This window comes from Kribbella sp. NPDC055071 (assembly GCF_053608045.1).
The window spans coordinates 125,590-138,981 of the sequence record NZ_JBSGUS010000012.1 but is presented as its reverse complement, the minus strand read 5'-3'; the positions used below and the strand labels follow the sequence as shown (position 1 = coordinate 138,981).

Sequence of the window (13,392 nt, the reverse complement as noted above, 5' to 3'; positions counted from 1 at the left end):
GACCCCAACACCACTTCCGGTCAGTGCTGTCCAAGATAGGCCAGTACGGCGAGCACTCGGCGATGCTGCTCGTCGTTGAGACTCAGGCCGAGCTTGGACAGGATGCTCCCGATGTGGGTCTCGACGGTCCGCTCGGTCAGGAACAGGCGGCGACCGATGCCGACGTTCGTGCAGCCCTCGGCCATCAACGCGAGCACTTCGCGTTCCCGCGGCGTCAGCGGCGCAAGGCGGTCGTCGGAGCGCTGGCGCTCGATCAACCGCGCGACTACCTCGGGATCGAGCGCCGATCCGCCGGCGGCGACCCGGTCGAGCGCCTCGAGAAACTGGTCGACCGCGAGCACACGGTCCTTCAGCAGATAGCCGAAGTGGCCGGTCGCGACGAGCTCGACCGAGTGCCTGGTCTCGACGTGCTGGGACAGCAGGACGATGCCCAGCTCAGGATTCTGCATCCGCAGCCGCCGAGCTGCGCGGGCGCCGTCGTCGGTGTGGTCCGGTGGCATCCGGATATCGATAACCGCGAGGTCGGGCTCGGTCTGGGCGACCGTCGTCATCAGGCTGGGCGCGTCCTCGGCCAGACCGGCGATCTCGTGCCCGGCATCGGCCAGCAATCGCGCCAGCCCCTCCCGGAACAACGCCGAGTCCTCCCCGACCACTATCCGCATGGCAGCACCGCCTCGACCGTCGTACCTCGGCCAACTGGACTCTGCAGCCGCACTGACCCACCCACCGCCGCGACCCGGTCAAGCAGTCCGCTCAGACCCGACCCCGGCCGTGGCGTCGCTCCTCCACATCCGTCGTCCTCGATCCGGATCCGCACCTCGTCGCTCGACCGGTCCACCCGGACCACGATCGACGTGGCGTTCGCGTACTTGGCGGCGTTCGTCACCGCCTCGGCCGCAACGAAGTACGCCGTCGTGGACAGATCCTCCGGCAGGTCGGCCGGGATCTCGAGGCGAACGGGTATCGGCAGCGACTGCGTGATCCCGCTCAACGCCGCGTGCAGACCATCGTCCAGACTCGTCGGCCGCAGCCCATGCGCGATCTGCCGCAACTCTGCGACCGCTGTGGCCAGCTCCGCGACGCCCTGATCCAACAGCCCGTCCACATCGACCGATCCGTCGCCCAGATGCCGTTGGGCCAACCGCATCGCCATACCCAACGACACCAGCCGCTGTTGCGCACCGTCGTGCAGGTCACGTTCGAGCCGTCGCCGTTCGGCGTCACCCGCTTGCACCAGCCGCGCACGACTCGCCTCGACCTCACGCAACGCACCGGCCAACTCGGCCCGCAACCGCGTCACCTCGACCAGACTGGCCGCTCCGGCCGCAACAGCCTTCAGTACGGCGGGACTGGTCGACTCAGACGCCAGTACGCCGATCTGCGCGCCACCCAGCGTGACTGGGACCAACTGTGGCGAGCTGACCGGCCTCCCGGCGGCGTCGATGAAGCCGGATGCGCCAGGGACCAGGAGGCCAACTCTTAGCGCCGGATCGCGGAGTGCTGTGCGCAGTGCGGACTCCAGCTCCTCCGGCTGGGCCTGCTCGGTGTGGATCCGTTGTTGGAGGTCCTCGATCGCCGACAGCGCGGCACGCCGGGGTGGGTAGAGCCGACGGTCGACCGAACGCTGCAAACGCGAGCGCACCGGTGCCAGCAGGAGCGCACAGAGCGCAGTGGCGGCCGCAGCCGCGACAGCCGAGTCACGACCGAGCACGAGTCCCAGTGAGACCGCTGCGACACCGTAGGTGCCCAGGAGGATCACCAGGACGATGCCGTACGTGACGGTGTCGGCCAGCACGCGGTCGACGTCGTACAGGTCGTGGCGCAGCATCGCTACCGCGACGGACACCGGCAGACACACCAACGCCGCGATGCCGAACACGAGCGCGACGACACCGGTGTGCCCGGTGAGGAGGATCTCGCCACCGCAGACGAACGGATACAGCACTGCGGCCAAGCCGGCCAGCGACAGCCACTTCAGCTGAGCTCGGACCTTCGCAGTCCCGCGCCGGTAGCGCTTCACCGCGGAGACCGCCGCCGCGACCAATGCAACGAGCAGAGCACCGAAGGCAACCCCGCTGGCGATCTTGAGCGCCAACGGCATCGGTGCGTACGGCCTGGGCAGGTCCTGCAGCGGCGCGAGGAACGGCTCGGAGTTGAACGCGCCGAACACCTGCTGTACAACGCCGAGCAGCACCAGCGCGGGCGGAAGCACTCGCCACCGCGGACTGGCCAGCCGGCCGTCAGGGAAGTACAGGAGCAGCAGACCGACGGCGACGAACATCCACCAGCCGCTCTCCTCGAACCACGCAACCACCCGGCTATCCAGCGGCGGTCCGTCGGGATCGCTGACCACGGCGCTGAAGTACACGTCCCGCGAGGCCAGGAAGAGCGCACTGACGCCGACCCAGGTCAGCAGGGCGCCGACAGCGTTGCGGGGGACCCGCAGGCTGACCACGAGCCCGAGGACCGCAGTGGCCGCCGCGACTCCGCCGAGGCCGATGAAGTTCCGCAGCGTGTGCGGACCGGTCCGGTAGGCGATCAGCAGCCAGCCGCTCCCCGCGACCATCGCCAGGCCCAGCAGGGAGAGGCCGATCGCAACCCACCGCGGCCACCGCATGTGGTCAGAGTAAGGGCGCGGTACGCCGTACCGGGTCCGAGTCAGCACGGAGATCTGGGTCCGTGCCCGCTTCGATGTGCCGGCCGGGTGCTGAGCGGTTCTCTGAACTGTCAGCACTCACCAAGGGGGTTCAGATGTCCACCGAAACGTCCCGTCCGTCCGTCGTACCCGCTGCCGACCCCGTCACCCGGGGGCGGATCGGCATCGCCGCAGTCATCCTCGCGCTGTCCGCAGTCCTCGCACTGCCCGCGGGTCTCCTCTGGCCGGATCCGGCCGGCGGAGGCGAGACCTACGCGTACGGCGACATCCAGCCGCTGCGTGACCGCTGGTGGGGACTGCTCGTCTTCCTCAGTGCCAACCTCATCCTGAACGTCCTGGCCCAGGCACTCCTCACGACCTACCTCGTCCGGCGCCGCGGTGCGGCCTGGGCGACAGTCGGCGGAGTGGTGATGTGGGTCGGTACGGCGCTGTACGCGGTTGGTGTCGGTGGCTGGGCGGCGACGTACTACTTCGCGACCGCGCCAGGCGTCGACACAGCAGCCGGTACGTCGGTGATGGCGCAGGCGGCCGACGACATGATCCACCTGTTCGGCCCGATGATGATCGGATCGCTGCTCGTCGCCGTCGGCACCGTCGTCCAGGTGGTCGGTCTGTTCCGGTCGCGCGCCGTGCCGCGCTGGATCCCGGCGCTGTGGCTGGTGATCGTGCTGACCTTCGTGATCCCGGGCAACGGCTTGGCGGGGCTGATCACCGCCGTACCGATGACAGCAGCGTCACTCGGTACGGCGTACTACGCCTGGCGCCAGGCCCGGAACTAAGCGCGGCCCTCGAAGAGGCTGGTCACCGAGCCGTCCTCGAAGACCTCGCGGATGGCTCGGCTGATCAGCGGAGCGATCGACAGCTCGGTGAGCTTGTCGAAGCGGCGGTCCTCCGCGATCGGCAGCGTGTTGGTCACGATGACCTCGCTGGCCTGACAGTTCTTCAACCGGTCCACCGCTGGACCGGACAAAATGGCGTGGGTCGCGGCGATCACCACCCCGGCGGCGCCCTCGGCGTACAGGGCATCGGCGGCCTTGGTGATGGTGCCGCCGGTGTCGATCATGTCGTCGACCAGGATGCAGACGCGGCCCTTGACCTCACCGACGACCCGGTTCGCGACCGTCTCGTTCGGGCGGTCGATGTCGCGGGTCTTGTGGATGAAGGCCAGCGGGGAGTTGTTGAGCCGGGCCGACCACTGCTCGGCCACCTTGATCCGGCCGGCGTCCGGTGAGACCACGGCCAACTGCTGGTCGCCGTACTTCTCCCGGACGTAGTCGCTCAGGATCGGCAGGGCCATCAGGTGGTCGACCGGTCCGTCGAAGAAACCCTGGATCTGCGAGGTGTGCAGGTCGACGCAGATCAGCCGGTTCGCGCCGGCCGTCTTGAACAGGTCGGCCATCAGCCGGGCCGAGATCGGCTCGCGACCACGGTGCTTCTTGTCCTGCCGCGCGTACCCGTAGAACGGAAGCACGACCGTGATCCGCTTGGCCGACGCCCGCTTCAGCGCGTCGACCATGATCAGCTGCTCCATGATCCACTCGTTGATCGGCGAGGTGTGGCTCTGGATCACGAACGCGTCGCTGCCGCGGACCGACTCCTCGAACCGGACGTAGATCTCGCCGTTCGCGAAGTCGTAGGCCTGTGTCGGGACCAGGCCGGAGCCGAGCTGCTCGGCGACCTCCGTGGCCAGACCGGGATGGGCCCGGCCGGAGAACACCATCAAGTTCTTCTCGGTGGTTCGCTTCATCCCGCTCATGGCCCGTGCCTCCCGTTACGCCTTCTCGCCAGTGTCACCTACGGGCGCCGGATCCGCCTGCGCCTGTCCAGCTTTGGTCGCCTACGCGTCCTCGGCCGCCTGTGTTCCGGCTGCCCGTGCTTCAGCTGCCTGTGCTTCCTCGGCCGCCAGTGCGTCCTCGGCCGCCTTGGCCGTCTTGGTGCCGGCTCGCTTGCGCGCGACCCAGCCCTTGATGTTGCGCTGCCGGCCGCGCGCGACCGCGATCTCACCTGGCTCGACGTCCTCGGTCAACGCCGTACCGGCCGCCAGGTACGCGCCGTCGGCGACGACCCGCGGCGCGACGATCACGGAGTTGCTGCCGATGAACGAGTGCTTGCCGATGTGGGTCGGGTGCTTCGCGACGCCGTCGTAGTTGGCGAAGATCGTGCCGGCGCCGATGTTCGCGCCCTCACCGATCGTCGCGTCCCCGGCGTACGTCAGGTGCGGCACCTTCGCGCCGTCGCCGATGGTGGAGTTCTTCGTCTCGACGAACGTGCCGATCTTGCCCTTGACCCCGAGCTTGGTGCCGGGCCGGAGGTAGGCGAACGGGCCGACACTCGCGCCGTCGCCGATCTCCGAACTGGAGCCGTGCGTCCGGATGATCGTGGCGCCCGCGCCGATCTGTACGTCGGTCAACGTGGTGTCCGGGCCGATCGTCGTACCGGTCCCGACCGTGGTCGCGCCGTGCAGCTGCGTGTTCGGCAGCAGGGTCACGTCGCGGGCGATCTGGACGGTGTGGTCGATCCAGGTCGTGTTCGGGTCGACGATCGTGACGCCTTCGAGCATGTGCTTGACGAGCGTACGGCGATTCAGCTCCGCGCCGAGGGTGGCCAGCTGGATGCGATTGTTCACACCCTCGGTCTGCATCGCGTCCTCGATGACGTGCGCGCCGACCCGCTTGCCGTCGGCACGGGCGATCGCCACGACATCGGTCAGGTACAGCTCACCCTGCGCGTTGTCGGTGGTGATCCGGCTCAGGCCGTCGCGCAGCGTGGCCGCGTCGAACACGTAGATCCCGGCGTTGATCTCGTCGATCTGCCGCTGCTCCGGCGTCGCGTCCTTGTGCTCGACGATGCCGGCGACCGTGCCGTCCGGGCCCGGGATGATCCGCCCGTAGCCGGTCGGGTCCGGCACCCGCGCGGTCAGCACGGTGATCGCGTTGCCGACCTTGTCGTGGTCGGCGATCAGCTCGTGCAGCGTCTCCGCCTCGAGCAGCGGTACGTCGCCGGACGTCACGATCACGGATCCGTCGAAGGTGGCCGGTACGGCGGTCAGACCGGCGCGCACGGCGTCACCGGTGCCGAGCTGCTTGTCCTGGACGGCCGTCCTGACGTCGGGATCGAGGTCCTTCAGATGAGCCTCGACCAGTTCGCGGCCGTTGCCGACCACGACGACCAGGTGTTCGGGGGCGAGTGCCCGGGCGGTGACCACGGCGTGCCCGACGAGGCTGAGCCCGCCGATCTCGTGCAGCACCTTCGGGATCGCCGATTTCATCCGGGTTCCGAGCCCGGCGGCCATGATCACGACCGCCGCGGGGCGATGGGAAGTCACGCGGTCTTCTCCTCGAGTTCCCTGCGAGTTTGTAGAACAAGTATCGACCAGGGCACTCGAACCAGTGCCCGCGCAAGCTTACTTGCTCTCCGGACCGCTTCTCACCGCAGGCCCAGCTGGGTTCGTGACGTCCGGCACACCGCGCTGTCACGCTGAGCGCTCAGGGACACTAGTGTTTCCGGGTGGACTCCGCCTTCGCCCTGGCCGCGCTCGCCGGTCTCCTCGGCACCCTCACCGCCGGGATCATCCTCGTCCGGGCGGCCCGCCGCCTGTCCCGAGCCGCCACCAGCGCGCCGCTCGACCTCAGCGCCGCGCCATCGGTCTTTCCAGGCGAGAGCTACCGCCTGAAACGGCGCCCGACTCATCGCGTCGAGCCCGCCGAACCCGCCGTACCCGCCGACGAAGAAGCCTGGGGCGAATCCGAGAACTGGGGTGCGGCGCCCTGGGTCGTGCCCGGCGCCCCGGCCGGGCCGGCCGAGGAAGAGGATCTCGACGAGCAACCCGCCGTTCCACCCCCTTCCCCTCCGGCCGTCAGGCCCCCTGCACCTCGAGCCGTCGACTCCCCGACCGCCGATTCCCCTGTCGTCGACTCCCCCGTCGTCGATTCCCCTGTCGTCGAGGATCTTCTGTCGGCGCTCACTCCCGAGCAGCGCGCCATCGTCATCGCGTTCCGCCGCGAGCTGAACGCCGCCGGCCGCCAGGCCGACCGCAAAGCCCTCTACGCCAACCTCCTCTTCTTCGCCGCCGGCATCCTCGCCAGCATCCTCGTCACCCTCCTGGTCCACCCCCTCTAATTGTCGGCGCGACTTGGTACTCCTATCTCGTGTACATCCGCTACCAAAGCCCCCACCCAGACCACCGCGGCCGTCACATCGGCATCTTCGGCCTCGTCAACACCCTCAGCAAGCGAGGTCTCCTCACCCCCGCAGAGGAGGCCTTCCGCCGCAAGAACAACGACTGGTACGACGCGACCTACACCAACCCGTCCGACGTAGACCCCTCCGTCTACGCCGACAACCCCCTGGCCGCCGCCTGGTTCAAACCAACCGCCACCCACCTCTTCACCCCCATCCCCGGCTACCTGGCCATCCTCCATTCCCACCACACCCCCTGCACCCGCTACACCCTCCCCAACCCCGGCCAAATCCTCTACGAAGACCCCTTCCAAGTCGTCGTAATCCCCCACCCGCCAGAGCAATACTGAGCAGACCTCGTCGGCGAACAGGAGCTAGGGATGGGACTCACTCTCGGCGCGATTGTTTTGAATGTTCCGGATACCGGGGCTGCTGCGGTGTTTTGGCGGGAGGCGTTGGGGTTCGAGGCTCAGGCGGGGAATCCGGACTTCCTGCTGCCGGAGGCCGGGTTGGCGCCTACCCGGCTGCATCTCGACCGTGGTGATCGCACTCACCTGGATCTCTGGGTGGACGGCACCAGCATGGACGCCGAAGTCGAGCGCCTGATCGGTCTGGGCGCGCGCCGAGTCGAAGATTGGCCGTACCCCGAGAACGCCGACTTCGTCGTACTCCAAGCCCCCGACGGGACCATCTTCTGCATCATTGAGTGATACGGCGGCCGCCCGGGCACAACTTCGCCGACGAGTTCGACTTCGGCCTGACCCTCGTCCTCGACGCCCTCGAAACCCGCCTATCGGGTGTTGTCGATTCTGACCGGTAGTTCGCGTCATCGTGGTGACAGCGGACTACGAGTCGAGGATGGGGACTGATGACGCGGTTCTTGATTTTGATGGCCGAGGACGACCATTTCGCGCGGTGGGACGCGGCCGACGAAGCGACGCGCGAGCAGGTGTTCGCCGACTTCCGAGCGTTCACGGCCGCCGTTCGTGAGCGTGGGCACTTCCGCGGTGGTGAAGCGCTGACCCACCCGAAGAACGCCCGTACGCTGCGCCCCGACGGCGACGGCAGGCAAGTGACCGAAGGTCCGTACGCCGAAACCGTCGAACAACTCGGTGGCTTCTATCTCGTCGAACTGCCGGATCTGGAGACCGCCCTCGACGTCGCGTCACTCCTCCCCCGCGACTACGACGTCGAGGTCCGCGAGTGTCTCGATGTGGGAGTTCCGGACGAGTGACTGCGCTGGAGTCGGCTCTGCGCGACGAGTGGGGCCGCCTGCTGGCCCTGCTCGTCGCCCAGTTCCGCCGCCTGGATCTGGCCGAGGACGCACTGGCGGAGGCGTTCGAGTCCGCTGCACGCAACTGGCCGGCCCAAGGTGTCCCGGTCAATCCGCCCGCTTGGCTGCTGACCGCAGCCCGTCGCCGAGCACTCGACCGATTGCGTGCCGAGGCAGTCGCGGCACGATCCCTTCCACTGCTGACTGTCGAGGCCGGCCTCGCCGAGAACGCACGGCGCGTGCTCGTCGACGCGTCCGCACCGGGTGAGGCCGGCGTGGTCGACGAACGCCTCCGCCTGATCCTGTTGTGCGCACATCCGACGCTGCCGCCGCAGGCCGCGGCCGCGCTCACCCTGCGGCTCGTGCTCGGAGTGGCGACTGGCGACATCGCGCGCATCTTCCTGGTCCCGACGGCAACGATGGCCGCGCGCCTGACCCGGGCTCGCAAGCGATTGGCCGGCGCCTCGTTCGAGGTACCTACCGGGGCTGCTTTGCAGACTCGAGTTTCAGCGGTTGCAGACATCGCGTACCTCGCATTCACCGCCGCGTACGCACCGGGATCCGGCGAGGACGTCGTACGTACGACTGAAGCCGGCGAGGCGATCCGGTTGGTCGAAGTTCTGCGTAAGGTCGGCCCGCCACACCCTGAGGTCGACGCACTGCTCGCACTGATGATCCTGCAGCACGCCCGGCGGGATGCGCGCGTTCGCGACGGTCAACTCGTCCTCCTGCCCGACCAGGATCGGGCCCTCTGGCGTACGACGGAAATCGCCGAAGCACTCCGCCTCCTGACGCCACTGGCACGCCGCGCCCCATCCGCGCCGTACCTGCTGCAGGCACTCATCGCGGCGGAGCACTCCAACCCGGCCACCACCGACTGGCCGCGTATCGCCGGTTGGTACGAAGAGTTGGAGGCGATGACCGGATCGCCGGTGGTTCGCCTCAACCGCGCCGTCGCCGTCGCGGAGGCCGACGGCCCAGCCGCCGGGCTCGCCCTGCTCGAGGGCGTGGAACTGCCCGGGCACCGGGTGTTCGCCGTACGCGCGGAGCTCTTGGTGCGCGCCGGCCGGGCCGCGGAGGCATTGGCCGCGTACGACGCCGCACTCGCCGTATGCGAGAACGCGGCCGAACGAACGCATCTGACTCGTCGACGATCGACCACCTGTGAACCGTACTGATTCGCCTATTCAGTCAAGCTTTCTCACGACCGTCGAAAGGTGGGAAAGGTTGCCTGGAGCATCGTTGTTTTGTCGGCTAGTTTGACTCGTTGCCGGATTAGTGTGCGGCTGTTGAGCGGGGATCCGAAGATTCGAGTGGAGACTTTGGCATGCGACGTATCGGGCGAATTCGGCATGTGATCGGCCTGGGCGCGGCGGCGCTCGTGCTGTTGGGCACCTCCCTGGCGGCGCCGGCCGCGAACGCGATCATCGGCGGTGGGCCGACGGCGCCGCCGTCGTGGATGGTCGCGGTGACGAGCCCGGTGGACATCCTCAGGCCGTCGGTCCAGTTCTGCGGCGGCGTGCTGGTCGCGCCGGACAAGGTCGTCACCGCGGCGCACTGCGTCAGCCTGTTCCGCTTCATCCCTGGTGCGGTCAACGCGGTCTTCGGCCGCGCCAACCTGAAGGTGAAGGACGGGCAGTCGGTCAAGGTGAAGAAGATCTGGATCAACCCGAACTTCAAGGAAACGAAGTTCATGGACGACACCGTCGAGCACAACGACACCGCCGTACTGACCCTGAGCAGCGCAGTCGACCGGACTCCGCTGCCGCTGGTCGACCAGGGCGCGAGCTATCCGTCCGGCGACCCCGCGCAGGTGCTGGGCTGGGGCACGACCTCCGAGAGCGACTCGTCCAACACCCTCCTGCGCAGTACGACGGTGCCGTTGGTGGCCGACTCGACCTGCCAAACGGCGTACGGCAGCAGCTTCGAGGCCGCGACCATGGTCTGCGCCGGTACGACGACCGACGACACCTGCGAGTACGACAGCGGCGGCCCGCTGATCCTGAACGGTCGTCTGGCCGGCCTGACCTCGTGGGCGCAAGGATGCGCGCGCGAAGGATTCCCGGGCGTCTACACCCGGCTGTCCGCCTTCACTCTGCCGCTCTAGAGTTCCTGGATGAGCGATGGGACTTTGGTCGACGTCGGGGATGTCACGCTGTTCGTGCGCGAACTCGGGCAGCGGTCTGACAAGCCGTCGCTCGTGGTCATCCACGGCGGCCCCGACGTCGGCCACGGCTACCTCGTGCCTGGGTTCGAACCGCTGGCCCGGGATCACCACATCGTCCTGTTCGACTTCCGCGGCTGCGGGCGCAGCAGTCGCGGGTTGCCGGACGAGGCTCTCCAACCGGAGTACGTCGTACAGGACACACATCGCCTGATCGACCAACTCGGCCTCGGCGATGTGGATCTGCTCGGGTTCTCCACCGGTGGGCGCGCGGCGATCCAGTTCGTGGACAAGCATCCCGAGCAGGTACGGCGATTGGTCCTCGCCTCGACGTCGGCGTACAAGGGTGTGGAGAGCGAGCCGTTCCTCGCCGACTGGCCCGAGTACCAACACCGTCGCCAAGGTGAGAAGGCAGCCGGTGGGAAGCTGCGCAACTCGACGATCTTCATGTGGGACCTCAACAAGGCACCGGCCTACCTGCAACTCCTGGAGTCGCTGGGCAACGACCTAGGCGACTGGAGTCTGGAACGCGCCGTCAAAGGCCTGATGCACCCGTGGTTCACCGGCGATCCCGAGGCGATCCTGCGAGCCTTCGCCAAGCCCGTCCTCATCCTCCACGGCGAACAAGACATGGGTTTCCCCGTCCAACTGGCCTACCGCCTCCACGCCGCGGTCCCCACCAGCGAACTCGTCGTCATCCCCCAAACCGCCCACATGTGCCACTTCGAGAAACCCGAGGCCTGGTCGAACCACATCCGCGAATTCCTCCGCTAGTTGTGTGCGTGCTGTGCAGGCTTCAGGGTGTGGATGGTGTGCAGCCGGACAGGTAGTGCACCGGCGAGACGCCGTACGCGTCGCGGCTGTCACGGTCAGCTGCACTAGGTGGTAGAGCTATACGTCCTGTCCGCGCGTACGCGCAGACCGCTGTCTTGACGATCCCGAGCCGTCCGACCACGAAGGCAACCTGATGACCGACGTCAAAGCCGAGCTTTTGAAGGCATTACAGGCCAGCCGCTCGGTGCTGCTCGCCAAACTCGACGGCTTGTCCGACTACGACCAGCGCCGACCGGCAACAACCAGCGGTACGAACCTGCTCGGCCTGGTCAAACACCTGGCCGGCCTCGAATACGGCTACCTGGGCACCTCTTTCGGTCGCCCGCCGGCCGAACCACCGACGTGGTGGCGAGAGAACCCGTACGACGAGATCGACATGTGGGCCACCCCTGACGAGTCCGGCGAGTACATCGCCACCACCTACCGCCAAGCCTGCGCCCACGCCGACCAAACCATCGCCGCGCTGGACCTGGACTCTCCCGGCCACGTAGCCCACTGGTCCGAAGGTCACCAACAAACCACCCTCGGCGTCCTCCTCATCAGAATGGTCGCCGAGACCGCCCAGCACGCGGGCCACGCCGACATCCTCCGGGAACAACTCGACGGCCGAACCACGACACCCGCCGACAACAACAGCGCCGAAGTCCAAGCAGCAGCCGACCACTTCCGCTAATCCTGCGCTCATGCTGCGTGATAGATAGATCCGCATGGATGCCACGGTGCGGACGCTCGGCTGGGTGCAAGCTCTGTGGTTCGTCGTACTCGCCGTTGTCGGACTCCGCCGCGCCGTACGGTTTCGCGCGCTGGTGACGCACGGCATCGGCCTGCTGGTCTCACTCGTCGTCACGACCACTGCCACGCCACCCGAGAAGGCCGTGCCCATCGGCGTCATGATCGGGACCGGCATCGCGATCGGCCTGTCACTCGCCACCCGCCACGGAGTCACGTTCACCTGGCAGCCCGACACCGAGTACTGGCCCGACGACAAACGCCCGCCACGACCCGAAAACCTTCTCCTCGCCCTAGCAGCCCTCTACTTCATCGCCGCCGCAGTCGTAGCCGCAACCCGATGACCTATGTGTCGTACCCGAGCCCGTCCCACGGTGCGTAGTACGCGATGAAGTCCCCCGGCTCGATATTGATCGCGTAGTCGCCGTCGAACGGCTTGATTACCCAGCCGAACGTCACGCCGTCGACCTTCCGGGTGAACGGCTCGACCTCGATCGGCTCGAGCACGTACTTGCCAAGCTCTGCCAACCGCGCTGCGACAAGGTCGTCCGCACCTGCCGAGCTGGCCTGCCCAGGCGGAAGTCCCGCGGGCCGAGCAACCTCGTCGACCCGCACCTCATCGAACGTCCCGTCGGCCTTCCACAAGAACACCGCGACGTACGCCGACCCCGCGCCGAACAGCTCGTCACTCAGAAAGAACCTGCGCCCGTCGGCGGCGGTACCGGCGTACGGCACGTGATAGTCATCAGGAACAATCCTGAACCGCTTTGGCACCTGACTCACTGCGTGAACCTCTCCACCCCGCTCCGAAACACACCCAGCCAGTACGACGAAAGCCGCAACCAACGCGAACCCGCGCCCCACCAATTCACACCGCACAACCTACGTCCGCGAGGAGGGCAATGCGACATATCTACCTCGTCACACACCCCGAGGCGCAGCATCACGTTGAGGGTGTGGTCGGAGGCTGGCACGACTCAGAGCTGACGACCCGCGGCCACCTCCAGGCCGAACGCATCGCAGACGCCCTCGTCACCAAGATCGGCGCCGAGCCGGTCGAGGTCTACTCCTCCGACCTCCGCCGAGCCAGCCAAACGGCAGACCGCATCGCGCGCAGGTTCTCCGTCGACGTTCACACCGATGCACGGCTTCGCGAGAGGACGAACGGCGAGGCCGACGGGCGTCTCCAGTCCTGGCTGGCCGAGCGACGCGTCCCACTTCCGCAGTACGGCGACCGCCTCAGCCACCACGACGGCCCAGCCGGCGCCGAGACCCGACGCCAACTGGTCGAGCGCCTCTACCCCGCCCTAGCCGCCATCCTCGGTAGCCCAGTAGAAACCCAGATCATCGTCTCCCACGGCTCCGCCTCGAGCTACCTGATCACCGCCTGGATCGGCATGCCGATGCTGTCAACAGACCGAGCCTTCTTCCCCCTGACCCCAGGCAGCATCACCACCCTGGTCAGCAACGACACCCACCACAGCCACCAGGTAACCGCCCTCAACGAAACCACCCACCTACAAGACCTCTGAACGACCAACCCACCTCCGCACACGA

At 67.6% G+C, this 13,392-nt stretch carries 16 protein-coding genes; 11 read left to right on the top strand and 5 right to left on the bottom strand.

From position 1 onward, the window contains the following. Window positions 1-20: 20 nt before the first annotated feature. Window positions 21-662, bottom strand: a complete 642-nt coding sequence (locus ACWF4Z_RS21145) for a response regulator (protein WP_452244802.1) — start codon at window positions 660-662, stop codon at window positions 21-23. Next, window positions 653-2,617 carry a sensor histidine kinase gene (locus ACWF4Z_RS21140; RefSeq protein WP_452244801.1) on the bottom strand — a complete coding sequence of 655 codons (1,965 nt, stop codon included), beginning with the start codon at window positions 2,615-2,617 and terminating at the stop codon, window positions 653-655. Before ACWF4Z_RS21140 ends, ACWF4Z_RS21145 begins: the two co-directional genes overlap by 10 nt. A gap of 134 nt (window positions 2,618-2,751) precedes the next feature. On the opposite strand from ACWF4Z_RS21140, the gene ACWF4Z_RS21135 reads away from it, so the two are divergent. Beyond that, window positions 2,752-3,435 (top strand): hypothetical protein, encoded by a 684-nt coding sequence (locus ACWF4Z_RS21135; RefSeq protein WP_452244800.1) that lies wholly within the window; start codon window positions 2,752-2,754, stop codon window positions 3,433-3,435. Here the strand turns inward: ACWF4Z_RS21135 and ACWF4Z_RS21130 are convergent. Both ACWF4Z_RS21130 and glmU read right to left on the bottom strand, forming a co-directional pair. Beyond that, window positions 3,432-4,412: a ribose-phosphate diphosphokinase gene (locus tag ACWF4Z_RS21130; RefSeq protein ID WP_452244799.1), complete on the bottom strand. Its 981-nt coding sequence runs from the start codon at window positions 4,410-4,412 to the stop codon at window positions 3,432-3,434. The two genes, ACWF4Z_RS21135 and ACWF4Z_RS21130, sit on opposite strands and share 4 nt — an antisense overlap. Before the next feature lie 81 nt (window positions 4,413-4,493). Then, the gene (glmU, locus tag ACWF4Z_RS21125; protein ID WP_452244798.1) at window positions 4,494-5,981 is read right to left on the bottom strand and encodes a bifunctional UDP-N-acetylglucosamine diphosphorylase/glucosamine-1-phosphate N-acetyltransferase GlmU; all 1,488 of its coding nucleotides are present in this window, start codon (window positions 5,979-5,981) and stop codon (window positions 4,494-4,496) included. A 182-nt stretch (window positions 5,982-6,163) separates the two neighbouring features. On the opposite strand from glmU, the gene ACWF4Z_RS21120 reads away from it, so the two are divergent. The 9 genes from ACWF4Z_RS21120 (at window position 6,164) to ACWF4Z_RS21080 (ending at window position 12,179) form a co-directional block, all read left to right on the top strand. Further along, window positions 6,164-6,775: a hypothetical protein gene (locus ACWF4Z_RS21120; protein WP_452244797.1), complete on the top strand. Its 612-nt coding sequence runs from the start codon at window positions 6,164-6,166 to the stop codon at window positions 6,773-6,775. A 29-nt stretch (window positions 6,776-6,804) separates the two neighbouring features. Then, window positions 6,805-7,185, top strand: a complete 381-nt coding sequence (locus ACWF4Z_RS21115) for a hypothetical protein (protein WP_452244796.1) — start codon at window positions 6,805-6,807, stop codon at window positions 7,183-7,185. A 30-nt stretch (window positions 7,186-7,215) separates the two neighbouring features. After that, window positions 7,216-7,545, top strand: a complete 330-nt coding sequence (locus ACWF4Z_RS21110; RefSeq protein WP_452244795.1) for a VOC family protein — start codon at window positions 7,216-7,218, stop codon at window positions 7,543-7,545. Window positions 7,546-7,703: 158 nt separating this feature from the next. After that, window positions 7,704-8,069 carry a YciI family protein gene (locus ACWF4Z_RS21105; RefSeq protein ID WP_452244794.1) on the top strand — a complete coding sequence of 122 codons (366 nt, stop codon included), beginning with the start codon at window positions 7,704-7,706 and terminating at the stop codon, window positions 8,067-8,069. Continuing rightward, entirely contained in the window at window positions 8,066-9,286 is a 1,221-nt protein-coding gene (locus ACWF4Z_RS21100; RefSeq protein ID WP_452244793.1) for an RNA polymerase sigma factor, read from the top strand. Before ACWF4Z_RS21105 ends, ACWF4Z_RS21100 begins: the two co-directional genes overlap by 4 nt. A gap of 149 nt (window positions 9,287-9,435) precedes the next feature. Next, window positions 9,436-10,215 (top strand): S1 family peptidase, encoded by a 780-nt coding sequence (locus tag ACWF4Z_RS21095; RefSeq protein WP_452244792.1) that lies wholly within the window; start codon window positions 9,436-9,438, stop codon window positions 10,213-10,215. A 9-nt stretch (window positions 10,216-10,224) separates the two neighbouring features. Next, window positions 10,225-11,046 (top strand): alpha/beta fold hydrolase, encoded by an 822-nt coding sequence (locus ACWF4Z_RS21090; protein ID WP_452244791.1) that lies wholly within the window; start codon window positions 10,225-10,227, stop codon window positions 11,044-11,046. Between the two features lie 193 nt (window positions 11,047-11,239). Continuing rightward, window positions 11,240-11,779: a DinB family protein gene (locus ACWF4Z_RS21085; protein WP_452244790.1), complete on the top strand. Its 540-nt coding sequence runs from the start codon at window positions 11,240-11,242 to the stop codon at window positions 11,777-11,779. A gap of 34 nt (window positions 11,780-11,813) precedes the next feature. Further along, window positions 11,814-12,179 (top strand): hypothetical protein, encoded by a 366-nt coding sequence (locus ACWF4Z_RS21080; RefSeq protein WP_452244789.1) that lies wholly within the window; start codon window positions 11,814-11,816, stop codon window positions 12,177-12,179. A gap of 1 nt (window position 12,180) precedes the next feature. Here the strand turns inward: ACWF4Z_RS21080 and ACWF4Z_RS21075 are convergent, their stop codons facing one another. After that, window positions 12,181-12,618 carry a hypothetical protein gene (locus tag ACWF4Z_RS21075; protein ID WP_452244788.1) on the bottom strand — a complete coding sequence of 146 codons (438 nt, stop codon included), beginning with the start codon at window positions 12,616-12,618 and terminating at the stop codon, window positions 12,181-12,183. Between the two features lie 119 nt (window positions 12,619-12,737). Here ACWF4Z_RS21075 and ACWF4Z_RS21070 point away from each other — a divergent pair, with 119 nt between their 5' ends. Then, the gene (locus tag ACWF4Z_RS21070) at window positions 12,738-13,367 is read left to right on the top strand and encodes a histidine phosphatase family protein (protein WP_452244787.1); all 630 of its coding nucleotides are present in this window, start codon (window positions 12,738-12,740) and stop codon (window positions 13,365-13,367) included. The last annotated feature ends 25 nt before the right edge of the window (window positions 13,368-13,392 follow it).